Genomic DNA, 13,828 nt, shown 5'->3' with positions numbered 1-13,828 from the left:
GGGTCTAGACTCCTTGTCCCTTGGGTCCTTGGTAGATGAAGCGGAGCGCGATGGGGCGCCCCGCGATGGCCGCGCCGAGGGCGGGGGTGATCCGGGCGGGCGTGCAACGCCGGATCGCCGCCAGGGTCGCCTCGGTGAGGATGCGATAGGCGCGGGTATCCGAATTCTGTGTCGAGAAGGTCACGCGGGGCGTGCCGATCACGGAACCGTCACGGCGCAGGGCGAAGCGCGCGGTGATCTCGGTGCGCTCGAAGCGGGACAGGCCCTCGGGGACCTGCCAGCACGCGGCGAGCACGGGATAGAGCGCCCGCAGGGTGTCGGCCGGCTTCTCGCCATCAGGCGTCTTGGGAGTGTCGGCCATGCCGTTCCGAGGCCCGTTCAGGGGAACCTGAACGGTGCCCCTCAGGGTCTCCGGCAGGGTCAGCGGACCTGCCGAGGGCGTCGCCCGCACGGGAGCCCCGGCGGCGAGGAACGCCGCGAGTGCCCCGAGGTGCCGGCCGACGCCCCGCAAACTACTTGGCTCCCTGTGCCATCTGCATCTTCACGATCTTGTCGGGATTCTGCACCGCTCCACCCGGCGCGCCGGGGGCCGCCTTCTTGATCGCGTCGACCGCCTCCATCCCCGAGGAGACGAGGCCGACCACGGTGTACTGGCCGTTCAGGAACGGCGCGTCGCCGAGGCAGATGAAGAACTGCGAATTGGCGGAGTTCGGATCGGACGAACGGGCCATGCCGACGGTGCCGCGCCGGAACGGGGATTGCGAGAACTCGGCCGGAATGTTCGGCAGGTCCGAGCCGCCGGTGCCGTTGCCCTTCGGATCGCCGGTCTGGGCCATGAAGCCGTCCATGACGCGATGGAACTTCAGGCCGTTGTAGAAGCCCTTCTTGATGAGGGTCTTGAGCTGAGCCACGTGCTTGGGTGCCAGGTCGGGCCGCAACTCGATGGTGACCCGGCCGTCCTTGGTGTCGAGGAACACCGTGTTCTCGTCCGCCGCCAAGGCTCCGGTCACGAAGGCCGCGGGTGCCGTGCCGATCAGGGCGGCGAGGCTGAGGAGGGCGATCCGGCGATTGAGGCCGAGGGTGTTGCCGAACTTCATGGGCAGGCGTTCTCTCTTCAGTCGGGTCGAGGGGATCAGGATCTGCCGAAGCGCCGGTTCAGGCGCTCGGCCACCGCCGGAGGCACGAAGGGCGAGACGTCGCCCCCCATCGCGGCGATCTGGCGGACCAGGGTGGCGGTGATCGGCCGGACGCCGGTGGAGGCCGGCAGGAAGACGGTCTGCACCTCCGGCGCCATGGCGCCATTCATGCCGGCGAGTTGCATCTCATAATCGAGGTCGGTGCCGTCGCGCAGACCCCGGATGAACACCGACGCGCCGACCCGACGGGCCGCGGTCACGGCGAGGTCGTCGAAGGTGACGATGGTGAGTTCGGTGCTCTCGGCCTGCGCCAGTGGCCCGCAGGTAATGCGCAGCAACTCCGCACGCTCGTCCGGCGAGAACATCGGCGCCTTGCCGGGATGCACGCCGATGGCGATGACCAGGTTGGAGACGAGTCGGCAGGCCTGACGAATGACGTCGAGGTGTCCGTTCGTGACCGGGTCGAACGAGCCGGCATAGAGGGCGGTGCGGATCATCGCGGCCCGGGGTAGAGCATTTCGCCCCGGAACGGAACCTCCCCGCCCGCAACGAAAAAGGCGGGCCCCGTTTCGGGAGCCCGCCTCTCTCAGGATCCAGGCCGGGATTCCGGCGCCGGGTGATCCTAGTAGGTGCCGAACTTGTAGTTGATGCCGGCGCGGGCGATGCTGCCCTCCGTGGAGATGCGTGCATTGTAGCCGACGCCCGGACCGCCGACGCTGCCGACCAGAAGGTTCCGGTTGCCGAGATCGTAGCGCAGGTATTCCGCCTTGATGGTCACGGCGCTGGACTTGAAGAAATTCAGGAACGAGTCGGTGGGCAGCGCGTACTCGATGCCGCCGCCGTAGACGTAGCCGGTCTCGATGTTGGAACGCGCACCCGCATAGGTCACCGGGGCGCCGGTCGTGAAGGTGATGCGCTGGGTGACGTCGCCGTAGGCGAAGCCGCCGGTCCCGTACACGAGGAACCTGTCGAAGGCGTAACCGATGCGGCCACGTACGGTGCCGAGGAACGACAACTCGGTACGATAGGTGTTGGTGAGCTGGTTCGGGTTGAAGACCGGGTTGAAAATGACCTGGGTCGTGGTGCGTTGCAGGTCCATGTACTGAGCATCGGCCTCGACGCCGATGACCAAGCCGGAGCCCGGCGTGAACTGATAATTGTAACCGATCTGGCCACCGGCGGAGAAGCCTTCGGTCGCGTTGCGGACCGAGGCTTGGCGCAGGCCGTTGTTGACGTTGTTCTGCAACTGAGCGCCGCCGGGTGTATTGATGCCGGTGGTGCGGATCGTGTCGTTCTCGCTGAAGGCGTAGCCAGCGTTCACGCCGAGGTAGAAGCCCGTCCAGGTGAACACCGGGACCGGAACGAAGACCGGCGGGGCCGCGCGGCGCGGAAGATCGGCGGCCGAGGCGGCGCCGCACAGGAGAGCGCTGGCGGCGCTGGCGAGGAGAATATGCTTCAGCACTTGAAAATCCCACGAATGTCAGGGGCGGCTCGACATTCGGGATACGGTGCCGGCGGGTGTTTCGCTATTGTATCTGCGTCACACATCTCAGTAATGACGCAAGATCGAGAAAATATTTCGACACGCTTTGAATGACTTGATCATCCCCACGGACACGGCTTCGTGATGCGCGCGGGGATGATCGATGTATCGAGAGGTCTCAGCTCTCTTCGGTTCCCTCGCTCTCGTCCTCGCCCTCGATGTGCTCGACGGACACGACGCGCTCGGTCTTCTCCGTGTTGAACACCGTCACGCCCTGGGAGGCGCGGCCGACGATGCGGATGTCGTCCACCGGCACCCGGATGAGCTGGCCGCCGTCCGTGACCAGCATGATCTGGTCGGAGGGCTGGACCGGGAACGAGGCCACGAGGTTGCCGTTGCGGGCGTTGACCCGCATGGCGGTGATGCCTTTGCCGCCGCGGCCCGAGGTCCGGTACTCGTAGGACGAGGTCCGCTTGCCGAAGCCGCGCTCGGACAGGGTGAGCACGAACTGCTCGTTGGCGCCCATCTCGTTGTAGCGCTCCAGGGAGATGGCGCTGGCCTCGGCCACCCCCTCCTCCGCCTCGGGGCTCGCCGTCTCCTCGCCCTCGACCCCCTCGCCGATCACGGCGCGGCGCATCTTCAGGTAGCCCGCGCGCTCCTCGGGCGAGGCGTCGAAGCTGTTGAGGATCGTCATCGAGATGACGCGGTCGTCCTTGGCGAGGTTGATGCCGCGCACGCCCGTCGAATCGCGGCCCTTGAAGACGCGGACGTCCTCGACGGGGAAGCGGATGCACTGGCCGGCCTGGGTGGTCAGCAGCACGTTCTGGTCGGCGCGGCAGATCTCGACGTGGACGATGTGGTCGCCCGCGTCGAGCTTCATGGCGATCTTGCCCGCCCGGTTCACCTGCACGAAATCCGAGAGCTTGTTGCGCCGGACGCCGCCGCTCGCGGTGGCGAACATGACGTCGAGGGTCTCCCAGGAGGCCTCGTCCTCGGGCAGCGGCATGATGGTGGTGATGCGCTCGGTGCCGGCATCCATGGACAGGATGTTCACGAGCGCCTTGCCGCGCGCATTCGGGGCCGCCATGGGAAGGCGCCAGACCTTTTCCTTGTAGACCTGACCCTGGTTCGAGAAGAACAGCACCGGCGTGTGGGTGTTGGCCACGAACAGGCGGGTGACGAAATCCTCGTCGCGGGTCGACATGCCCGAGCGGCCCTTGCCGCCCCGGCGCTGGGCCCGGTAGGTCGAGAGCGGCACGCGCTTGACGTAGCCGGCGTGGGACACGGTGACGACCATGTCTTCGCGCTGGATCAGGTCCTCGTCCTCGACGTTCGAATCCCAGTCGAGGATCACCGTGCGGCGCGGGGTGGCGTACGCCTCGCGCACCTCCGCGAACTCGTCCTTGACGATGCCCATGATGCGCAGGCGCGAGCGCAGGATGTCGAGGTAGTCGGCGATCTCGTCGGCGAGCTTCTTCAACTCGTCGCCGATCTCGTCGCGGCCCAGCGCCGTGAGGCGCTGCAGGCGCAGATCCAGGATGGCGCGGGCCTGCACCTCGGAGAGGCGGTAGGTGCCGTCGTCGGAGACCCGGTGGCGCGGATCGTCCACCAGGGCGATGAGCGGGGCGATGTCGTGGGCCGGCCAGCTGCGGGCCATCAGGGCGTCGCGGGCGGTGTTGGGATCGGGCGAGGTCCGGATGAGCCGGATCACCTCGTCGATGTTGGCGACCGCGATGGCCAGACCGCACAACACGTGGGCGCGCTCGCGGGCCTTGTTCAGCAGGAACTTGGTCCGCCGCGACACCACCTCTTCGCGGAAATCGATGAAGGCCTGGAGCAGGTCCTTCAGGTTCATCAGTTCGGGCCGGCCGCCGTTCAGCGCCACCATGTTGCAGCCGAAGGACGATTGCAGCGGCGTGAAGCGGTAGAGCTGGTTCAGCACAACGTCCGCCATGGCGTCGCGCTTGATCTCGACGACGATGCGCATGCCGTCGCGGTCGGATTCGTCGCGCAGGTCCGAGATGCCCTCGACGCGCTTCTCCTTCACCAGCTCGGCGATCTTCTCCATGAGCGTCGCCTTGTTCACCTGATACGGGATCTCGGTGAAGATCAGCGCCTCGCGCTCCTTGCGCAGCTCCTCGACATGGGACTTCGCCCGCATGATGACGGAGCCGCGGCCCGTGGCGTAGGCCTGGCGCGTGCCGGCCCGGCCGAGGATGGAGCCACCGGTGGGGAAGTCGGGGCCCGGCACGAACTCGGTGAGCTGCTCGATCGACAGGCCCGGATCGTCGATGAGCGCGACGCAGGCGTCGATCAGCTCGCCGAGATTGTGCGGCGGGATGTTGGTGGCCATGCCGACCGCGATGCCACCGGCGCCGTTGACCAGCAGGTTGGGGAAGCGGGCGGGCAGGACGGTCGGCTCCTCGCGCGACTCGTCGTAGTTCGGCTGGAAGTCGACGGTGTTCTTGTCGATGTCGGCCAGCAGCGCGTTGGCGGGCTTGGCCAGGCGCGACTCGGTGTAGCGCATGGCGGCCGGCGGATCGCCGTCGACCGAGCCGAAATTGCCCTGCCCGTCGATGAGCATCAGGCGCATCGAGAAGTCCTGCGCCATGCGGACCAAGGCGTCGTAGATCGATTGGTCGCCGTGCGGGTGGTAGAGACCGATCACGTCGCCGACGATGCGGGCCGACTTGACGTATTTGCGCTCGGGCAGGTGCCCGCTCTCGTAAGCCGAGTAGAGGATGCGCCGGTGCACGGGCTTGAGGCCGTCGCGCGCATCGGGCAGCGCCCGGCTCACGATCACGCTCATGGCGTAATCGAGGTAGGAGCGCTTCATCTCGTCGGTGATCGACACGGGCTTGATGTCGGAGGCGGGCGAAGGCGTGCCGGCGCCCGGAATGTCGTTCTCTGCCAAGGTCTTCGGTCTCTGCTGATACGAGGCCCGGAGCACCGGCGGCGGCCGTCAGCCGCCCCCGCTCACGGGATTGTTGCGCGCGTCTCCGGCAGGGGCACAGAGCCGCGCAGGAACCTGCGCAAACCCATAGCACATCCGTTCGGTCCGGGCCAGGAAAGGACCCTTAACCCCCTGGCAACCAAGGACTTGCCCGCCGGTGCCCCTGGCCCGTCCGGCGCGGCTCGGCGAACCGGCGCGAAGGGGTCACGAAAGCGAACGGGCGCGACCCCGATGGAGCCGCGCCCGATATCGCCCGCGAGACCGCGCCGATCCCTAAAAACTAAAACCCGACTGTGTGTGCGCACTGTGTGTGTTAGTCATTGAATGCGCTTTCTGAATCAATTGCGCGGGTTCATACGAGCTCACTGGATTGGTTCTCTCCCCCCAAATGCTCGTCGATCGCCTCGATCAGGCCGGTCTGCCGGAAGGCTGAATTCGGCGACTTTTCCACAGACAAACGCAGAACGTCCCGGCTGCCGACGAAAACGACACGGTCGATCCCTCGCGTCAGGGCCGTGTAGATCAATGATCGATCCAGGAGCCTCGACGCGACGATCGGGATTACGACGGTGCGGAAGGCAGAGCCCTGAGCCTTGTGCACGGTGATCGCATAGGCGTGGTCCAGATCGTCGAGATCTCGACCAGTCAGGCGATGCTCGGACCCGTCGAATAAGGTGATCACGGCGCCGTCCGTCTCGACAGAGACCACCTCGCCCAGGCTGCCGTTGCGGAGATCCCGCCGGTAGTCGTTGCGCAGAAAGACCACCGGCTCGCCGGCGACGAAGCGAGATGGTCCTGCGGTGCCTCCGAGAGACACGATGCGATGGAAGCAGGCATTCATGGCGGCGGTGCCGCTCGCTCCGGCTTTCAGAGCGGAGAGGATGCGCACCGGTCCGATTCCGCCGAGTTCGGCGACGACATCGACGAGCTGGCTCGCGATCTCATTGGGTCCGCAATCCAGAATGGACACGCCGCCGGTCTCGCGATCGAACGGTTCGAGCCCTGGAAGCCTGCCGTCTCGGATGGCTGCAGCTACGACCGGGATCCCGGAGGTCGTCGACTGGCGCCGGATCGTCCGCAGTTCGACCTTCGGGATCGCGGGAATCCGTTCGAGCGCGTGAAGCGTCAGACCGAACCCGATCGGTGGAAGCTGCGCCGGGTCGCCGACCAGAAGGAGACGACCGCTCGCCGGCATCGCCCTCAGAATTCGATAGAGGGTCGGCAGATCGAGCATCGAGCTCTCGTCCACGACAAGCAGAGCCTCCGGGCCGACGACGATCTGCCTGGCCTCCACGCTCTTCAGGAACGCAGCGATCGTCCATGCCTTCCGGCCGGTGGCCTCGGTCATCCGGACAGCCGCACGACCGGCGAGCGCCATCTGGTGGACGGCGCGGCCGAAGTGCTCCGAGGCGTCGACGATAGCCTTCAAGACCGTGGTCTTCCCGACACCGGCTCCGCCGGTCAACAGTCCGAACCGGCTGCTGAGCGCCATCCGGACCGCCGTCCGCTGTTCGATGCCGAGATCGACCCCGATGGTTCCTGAAGCATCGTCGAGCCATGCATCGATTTCCTCTGCGCCGACCTCGCGCGCGATCAGGTCTTCGCTGCGACGCTCGGCAAGCAATCCCGCCAGGGCATCTGCGACGAACGCCTCCATCATGGCGGCACCGGCAGGCTGCAGACCGGTGCCGAGAGGGACGGCGGCCCTCATGGCGACAGCCTTCGACACCGCTTCCGCCGCTTCGGCAGGTCGGCAGCGCAGCAGCCGTCCCGCTCGCCGCTCGACCTCGCCCCTCTCCGTCCAGGTGTGGTGCTCGTCCAGGCGCCGGTACAGGACCGCCTCGACGGCGGCGATTCTTCGTTCATCCGCATCGAGAGGCAGGCCGAGGCGTCGGGCGGCGGCGTCGACCGGCTCGAAGTCCGCGAGCGCCATCATCAGCCACGGATCGGCCCGGAGGCGCGATGCCGCCTCGGCGCCCCACAGACCGACCACCTTCCGGGCGAGCCGACCCTCGAAGCCGTTCTCGGCGAGCCAGACGACGACATCGCCCTCCCCCTGCCGGTCGCGCCATGCCGCAACGAGAGTTTCGGATCGTTCGGCGCCCAGGATCGGGGTAAGGGCAGCGAGATCGCCTTCCGCAAGCGCGCGGGCGAGATCGTCGCCGAGTAAGGTCGAGAGCCTACCGGCGGTCGCGTAGCCGATGCCGACGAAGGCAGGGTCTTCGGCGAGATGGCGGACGATGGCCGTCCGTTCGTGGACCGACGACATCCGAGTACGTCCTCCCGGCGGGTTCTGGAAAAAGCCCCTGATCCACCCGCGCCAGGATACCACCGTGCTCGTTCCGGCGAAGGGGCAAGCGCAAGCGGCGCTGCGCGCCCCCTTCACCTCCACTGCGCGCGGTGGTCTTCGGATCGCAAGTCGGCTCCGAGGGACGGTCTCGTTCCGATCTCACCGAGGGACGGAAATAGCCAAGAACGTCGAGATCGGTCCAGGGACCTCGTTTCGAAACATATCCTATCGACCGACTCACAGAGGGAGGCAGCATGCCGAAATTAGGCGCATGACCTCACCCAGCGTGAGGATTTCACTGGACTGTACAAAGGCAGCTTCGCATCCAGCCGTAACGGTTTGACGCCTGGTACCGAGCGAGCGGTCCGCAAAGCGTGGGGAGCGAAGCCGAGTTCTTCCCCCCTGAAGCGGCCGTTCTGCCTCCGACCCTACTCGGTCATAGAAGCAATCCAATGGCGGCCTTGAAAGCAGACATCGCAGCCGGACGCGTGCTGCGAACGTATGCTCTCGGATTCCTGCTTCCTGCGCTCGTGAGGCCGCCCGTTCAATCCACAGTCTGCATCTGGACGACGCCGCCGAGTTCACCGGGCCTGCCTGAGACCACCACGAGGTAGCGCCGGCTCGCGCCGGCATCCGTGCGGGTGATCTGGCGGATCGGGCCGATCGCGTTGACGATGGCCGCGCCGGCCGGGTTGGTCATGAAGGCGGCGAGCGGCTCCAGGCCGGCGGCCCCCTTCGGATCGGCGGCCAGCGCCAGCACGAACGGCATCTTCGCGGGTAGTCCCGTGACCGCGGCCTGCAGCGTCTGCAACACGCCCTGGTCGAACAGGGTCACCTGCGTCGCCGGCTTGCCATCGGTGCCCGCGAGCGTCAGCGCGCTGGTCTTGCCGGCGGCGCCCAGCGGCTGGAGGTTCTGCTTTCCGTCCCCCTCCGGCACGGCGTTCGGGACGTAGGCCACGCCCTGCGGTCCCTGGCCGATCGGCACCTCGGCGATCACCGTGTTCGATGCGGTGTCGATCACCGCCGCCTTGTCGGCGTTCTCCAGGCCAACATAGACGCGGCTGCCGTCGCCCGAGGGCCAGAGCCCGTGCGGCAGGGCGCCGGTCGGGATGGTGGCAACCTGGGTGAAGTCGTCGGTGCGGAACACCTTGACCTGGTTCAGGCCGCCGATCGTCACGTAGGCGAACTGGCCGGCCTTGGTCGAGACGATGTTGACGTGGTTGGTGATCGGCCCGGTCTCGATGGTCTTCAGCGGCGCGAAGGGCGGCGTCGCAGAGAACACCTGGGTCCGGCCGACATCCTTGAGGGTCAACCACACCTGCTTGCCGTCCGGTGTCGCGGCGATGTCGGGGCAGAACGGGCTCTCCTGCTTCACGCGCCCGACGATGGTGTGGGTCTTCGTGTCGATCACTACCGTCTCGGGGCTGAAGCTGGAGCAGACATAGCCGTAGGCGCCGTCCGGCGAGAAGATCGTCATGCCGGGCCCGTTCGGCACGGTGATCCGGCGCGTCTCCTTGGCGGTCGCGGCATCGAGCACGGCGATGTAGTCCTCGCCGCGCACGCTCACCCAGACCTCCCGGCCGTCCGGCGTGAAGAAGGACTCGTGCGGCGCGCGGCCGACATAGGCGGTGTGGCGGACCGTGTTGGTCGCCGTGTCGATGAAGCTTACGGAGTTCGAGCCGATCGAGACCGCGAGCAGCGTTCTGTGGTCGGGCGAGAAGCCCATGCCGTGGACGAGGAGCTGCCCGCGATAGAGCGGGCTCAGGTTCATCGGCGTCGGGTCGCCGAGCCGAATCACCCCAAGCATGGTGTTGGCGGCGGGATCGACCACCGAGACCGTGTTGGAGAACTGATCCGAGGTGTAGAACCGATCCTTGCCGCTGATCGGCACATTGGGTGCTGACGCGGGGCCCGGAACCTGCCCGGCGAGAGCCGAGCCGGAGAGCAACGCGAGGGCGAGGACGGTCAGGGCGGTCTTCATCGGCGGTTCTCCGAAGGCATCTCGGCGGCAGGGGCCGTGCCATGGTGGTGAAGGTGGGTGGCTGCGGCGGACGAATCCGGCGCGGGAGGGAGATCGGCGAGCGCCCGGCGCATCACCGCGATTTCCTGGCCCTGTTCGACGATGATCCCCTGCGCGAGGCGGCGCAGGACCGGATCCTTGCCGTAGAGCAGCTCCGCCTGGGCCATCGCGATCGCGCCCTCGTGGTGCGGGATCATCATCGCGGCGAAGTCGCGGTCCGGATCGCCCGAGGGCGGGACCATCATGTCGGCATGCATTCGCGTCATCGACTGCGCCATCATCGCGTCGAAGGACGCGGAGACGACGGCCGGCGGCTCGGCAGCGGCCAGCGTCGGGGGCATCATCATCCGGCCGCCGACGAGGCCGCCGGCCATCACGGCGGCCGTGAGCGCAAATCCCAATGCTCCGCGCATGAGCCGTCCTCCCTGTTCGTTGTCGAGGGGAGAGATGCCGGGGAAACGATTTTATTCCCTGGCCGGGGACGAATTGGCGGCCCTGCCGATGTGATCGATCTTTTCCAAATGTCAGTGGAATAGACGCGCCCGTTCGGCATCTCTCCCAATGCGGTCATGGTCGACCGCCGGAGACCTCACTCATGCGCACCATGCTGATCCGCGCCGCCTTTGCGGCCTTCGCCTTCTCCGCCGTCGCCGCCCAGGCCGCTGCGCCTGCGATGACGGCCGAGACTGCCAAGGGGCCGGCGCTCGTCGATGCCAAGAGCATGACCCTCTACACCTTCGACAAGGACATGGGCGGCAAGTCGATGTGCAACGGCCCCTGCGCCGCCAACTGGCCGGCACTGATGGCCGCCTCCGGCTCGGCTGCTAGTGGCGACTGGACGATGGTGACGCGGGACGACGGCACGATGCAGTGGGCCTATAAGGGCAAGCCGCTCTACACCTTCGCCAAGGATACGAAGCCCGGCGACATCACCGGCGACGGATTCCTCAACGGTGCATGGCACATCGCCAAGCCCTAATCGGTAAAGCCTCGTGGACGAGATCGCCGCCCTCATCGAACCGCAGATCCCAGCGTTGCGGCGCTACGCCGTCGCGCTGTTGCGGGACCGCGAGGCGGCGGATGACCTCGTCCAGGACACCCTCGAGCGGGCGTTATCCGCCTGGTCTGGACGTCGCCGCGATGGCGACCTGCGAGCCTGGCTGTTCACGATCGAGCGCAACCTGTTCCTCGGCACTGTTCGACGCCGGGGCCGGCGCGGCATCGATGTCGGCGCTGAGGCTTTGGAGCAGGTGCCCGATCCGGGTGCCGACCCCGAGGCCGTTATGGGGGCACGCGACGTGCTCACCGGACTCGACGCCCTGCCCGAGGAGCAGCGCTCAGTGCTACTGCTCGTCGCGGTCGAGGATCTGTCTTATGCGGAAGCGGCGCAGGTGCTCGGAGTACCGCTGGGCACGGTGATGTCGCGGTTAAGCCGAGCCCGGGAGCGGATGCGAAGTTTTCTGGAAACGGGCCGAACCGGCTTGTTGAGGAGGGTGAAATGAGCGGGGATCCGCGCCCGGTCGGCGAGGACGACCTGCACGGCCTGATCGACGGTCATCTTGAACCGGAGCGGCAGGCGCTGGTCGAGGCATGGCTCAGGGGAAACCCCGCGCGGGCGGCCGAGGTCTCGGCGGATCGCGCCCTGCGTGAGCGCTTGCGTGCCCGCCTCGCGCCGATCGCCGAGGAGGCGATCCCGGCGCGGCTCCGGGTGGCCAATATCCGCTCGCGACATCGCCCGATAACTGGGCGCTGGCTTCCGGTCGCGGCGGCTGCCGTGCTCTGCCTCGCGGTCGGCGGTGCCGCCGGCTGGTTCGGCCATGCCGCGCGGCAGGTACCCACGGTCACGCTCGCGCGAACCGAGCCGGCGACCGACGACGCGGTGGCGGCCTTCCGCACCTACGTGGTCGAGGCGCTGCATCCGGTGGAGGTGCGCGCCGACGAGAAGCCACACCTCGTGACGTGGCTCTCGAAGCGCCTCGGCCGGGCGGTGACCACCCCCGACCTCACGGCCTACGGCTTCCGCCTGATGGGCGGCCGGCTGCTGCCGGCGGGTTCCGAAGCCGCCGCGATGCTGATGTACGATGACGATCACGGCACCCGGCTGACGCTCTACAGCCGCGTGGGCGATGCGGATGGCCGCACGGTGTTCCGCTTCGCCCGCGAGGGCGATGTGGCTGCCTTCTCCTGGGTCGATGGCGGCATGTCCTACGTCGTCACGGGTCGCACCGACGAGGCGCGGCTGTTGACCGTCGCGCAGGCGGTTGATGCGCAGATCCGTGGATTGCCGGTTCCACCGCGGCAACCATGACCCTCGACCAACTCCGCATCTTCGTGGCGGTGGCCGAGCGGCAGCACGTGACGCGGGCCGCCGAGGCGCTCAACCTCGTCCAGTCGGCGGTCAGCACGGCGATCGCCAATATCGAGGGACGAAACGCGACGAAGCTGTTCCACCGGGTCGGCCGCGGGATAGAGCTGACCGAGGCGGGACGCGTGTTCCTCGTCGAGGCCCGCGCCGTGCTCGCCCGTGCCGAGGCTGCCGAACTGGTGCTCGCCGACCTCAGTGGCATGCGACGCGGGACGCTGGCCCTCTATGCCAGCCAGACCATCGCCAGCGACTGGCTGCCGCGCCACCTCGTCGCCTTCCGCCGGGCCTACCCTGAGATCGCCATCCGGTTGGCGGTGGGCAACACCACCGACGCCGCCGACGCGGTGCGCGCGGGGCAGGCCGAACTCGGCTTTGTCGAGGGGGCGCTGGACGACCCGACGCTCGCGAGTACGACCATCGCGCAGGACCAACTGGTCCTCGTGGTCGCCCCTGGCCATGCCTTCGCCGGGGCGACCGACCTCGAACCCGAAAACCTCGCCGGGGTCGATTGGGTGCTGCGCGAGGCTGGATCGGGAACCCGCTCGGCCTTCGAGGCGGCCCTGGGTGCGGCCGGCCTCGCAGCCGCCCAGCTTCGGGTCACGCTCGAACTGCCCTCGAACGAGGCGGTCCGCGCTGCCGTCGAGGCCGGGGGCGGGGCCGCCGTACTGTCCGAGACCGTGGTCGCCGCAGCACTTCGGGCCGGGACCCTGGTGCGGGCGGCGTTCGACTTACCGAGCCGGCCGTTCCGGGTGCTGCGCCACAAGGAGCGCTACCGCAGCCGGGCCGCCGATGCACTTCTCGACCTGATCGCGGCAGCGAATGCCGGATGAGCGAGCCCGCGAAACCCGTGCCCCCCGACGACCCCCGGGTAAGGCTCGCCGAGGACCGGACCGTGCTGGCGGCCGAGCGCACCTTCGTGGCGTGGCTTCGCACCGGGCTCGCCTTCCTCGGCGTCGGCCTCGCCGCGCAGCGCCTCCTGCGGGAGGTGCTGGCGGTCTGGCCGCTGAAGGTGCTGTCGCTGACGCTGATCGCCTGCGCGCTCGCCTCATTCGCCGGCGCCGTGTGGCGGGACCGTGCGATCCGGGCGCGACTGGCCCATGCCGAAATCCCGATGATGCCGCGCCTCCTCACCGTCGGGATCGGGGCCCTGCTGATCGCGATCTCGGGTCTCGCGGCCACCGCCCTGCTCTGGGCGTGAGGGTCATCAGGCGACGCTCACCCGCACCCGGTGCCAGGCGGCGCTGAGGTAGCCCTTGTAGTTCCAGGTGTCGTCGGGGGCTGCCGGCTGGGTCTGGCCGGCGGAATCCCAGGCCCGCACCGCGAGTTCGTGCTCGCCAGCGGTCAGCTCGCGCTCGATCTCCCAGAACGTCCAGGCGTAGGGCGCGTCCGCATCGCGGTCGATCCGGGCCTGCGCCCAGCTGCGGCCGCCATCCGTCGAGACGTCGACGCGGGCGACCGCGCGGTCGCTGGCGATGGCGTAGCCGCGGATCGCGTGCCGGCCGGGCTTCAACGCCGCGCCGCGGGCGGGCTCGCAGATCGCGCTGTTCAACGGCATCGCCTCGATGGTGATGCCGTGGGCCG

At 68.0% G+C, this 13,828-nt stretch carries 14 protein-coding genes; 5 read left to right on the top strand and 9 right to left on the bottom strand.

All coding sequences use genetic code 11. From position 1 onward, the window contains the following. Positions 1–4: 4 nt before the first annotated feature. The 8 genes from K2X24_RS14325 to K2X24_RS14290 form a co-directional block, all read right to left on the bottom strand. Positions 5–451, bottom strand: a complete 447-nt coding sequence (locus tag K2X24_RS14325; RefSeq protein WP_292499075.1) for a hypothetical protein — start codon at positions 449–451, stop codon at positions 5–7. A 61-nt stretch (positions 452–512) separates the two neighbouring features. After that, positions 513–1,097: a peptidylprolyl isomerase gene (locus K2X24_RS14320; RefSeq protein WP_238281885.1), complete on the bottom strand. Its 585-nt coding sequence runs from the start codon at positions 1,095–1,097 to the stop codon at positions 513–515. 35 nt (positions 1,098–1,132) lie between these two features. Next, positions 1,133–1,633, bottom strand: a complete 501-nt coding sequence (gene coaD, locus K2X24_RS14315) for a pantetheine-phosphate adenylyltransferase (RefSeq protein WP_292499053.1) — start codon at positions 1,631–1,633, stop codon at positions 1,133–1,135. A gap of 125 nt (positions 1,634–1,758) precedes the next feature. Further along, entirely contained in the window at positions 1,759–2,598 is an 840-nt protein-coding gene (locus tag K2X24_RS14310) for an outer membrane protein (protein WP_292499052.1), read from the bottom strand. Between the two features lie 199 nt (positions 2,599–2,797). Beyond that, the gene (gene gyrA, locus K2X24_RS14305; protein ID WP_292499051.1) at positions 2,798–5,533 is read right to left on the bottom strand and encodes a DNA gyrase subunit A; all 2,736 of its coding nucleotides are present in this window, start codon (positions 5,531–5,533) and stop codon (positions 2,798–2,800) included. A 391-nt stretch (positions 5,534–5,924) separates the two neighbouring features. Beyond that, the gene (locus K2X24_RS14300) at positions 5,925–7,841 is read right to left on the bottom strand and encodes an AAA family ATPase (RefSeq protein WP_292499050.1); all 1,917 of its coding nucleotides are present in this window, start codon (positions 7,839–7,841) and stop codon (positions 5,925–5,927) included. Positions 7,842–8,406: 565 nt separating this feature from the next. After that, on the bottom strand, positions 8,407–9,843 hold the full coding sequence (locus tag K2X24_RS14295; protein ID WP_292499049.1) for a YncE family protein: 1,437 nt from the start codon (positions 9,841–9,843) through the stop codon (positions 8,407–8,409). Next, a complete protein-coding gene (locus tag K2X24_RS14290) occupies positions 9,840–10,295 on the bottom strand; it encodes a DUF305 domain-containing protein (protein ID WP_292499048.1) in 456 nt (151 codons plus the stop codon). The genes K2X24_RS14295 and K2X24_RS14290 overlap by 4 nt, the downstream gene beginning before the upstream one ends. 182 nt (positions 10,296–10,477) lie before the next feature. Here K2X24_RS14290 and K2X24_RS14285 point away from each other — a divergent pair, with 182 nt between their 5' ends. Genes K2X24_RS14285 through K2X24_RS14265 form a run of 5 tightly spaced genes read left to right on the top strand, consistent with a single transcriptional unit; the run spans position 10,478 to position 13,445 of the window. Further along, positions 10,478–10,861, top strand: a complete 384-nt coding sequence (locus tag K2X24_RS14285; protein ID WP_292499047.1) for a hypothetical protein — start codon at positions 10,478–10,480, stop codon at positions 10,859–10,861. A 13-nt stretch (positions 10,862–10,874) separates the two neighbouring features. Continuing rightward, complete coding sequence (locus K2X24_RS14280; RefSeq protein ID WP_292499046.1) at positions 10,875–11,384, top strand: RNA polymerase sigma factor; 510 nt, start codon at positions 10,875–10,877, stop codon at positions 11,382–11,384. Beyond that, positions 11,381–12,190: an anti-sigma factor gene (locus tag K2X24_RS14275; protein WP_292499045.1), complete on the top strand. Its 810-nt coding sequence runs from the start codon at positions 11,381–11,383 to the stop codon at positions 12,188–12,190. The genes K2X24_RS14280 and K2X24_RS14275 overlap by 4 nt, the downstream gene beginning before the upstream one ends. Continuing rightward, positions 12,187–13,077, top strand: a complete 891-nt coding sequence (locus tag K2X24_RS14270) for a LysR family transcriptional regulator (protein ID WP_292499044.1) — start codon at positions 12,187–12,189, stop codon at positions 13,075–13,077. Before K2X24_RS14275 ends, K2X24_RS14270 begins: the two co-directional genes overlap by 4 nt. Continuing rightward, complete coding sequence (locus K2X24_RS14265; RefSeq protein ID WP_292499043.1) at positions 13,074–13,445, top strand: DUF202 domain-containing protein; 372 nt, start codon at positions 13,074–13,076, stop codon at positions 13,443–13,445. Before K2X24_RS14270 ends, K2X24_RS14265 begins: the two co-directional genes overlap by 4 nt. Before the next feature lie 6 nt (positions 13,446–13,451). On the opposite strand, the gene K2X24_RS14260 is transcribed toward K2X24_RS14265, so the two are convergent. Further along, on the bottom strand, positions 13,452–13,828 hold a 377-nt coding region (locus K2X24_RS14260), incomplete at its 5' end, for an Ig-like domain-containing protein (RefSeq protein WP_292499042.1).

The organism is Methylobacterium sp., assembly GCF_019750675.1.
In the GTDB taxonomy this organism is placed as follows: Bacteria; Pseudomonadota; Alphaproteobacteria; order Rhizobiales; family Beijerinckiaceae; genus Methylobacterium.
The sequence above is the reverse complement of the archived record's forward strand: the minus strand, read 5'-3'. Positions and strand labels throughout refer to the sequence as shown.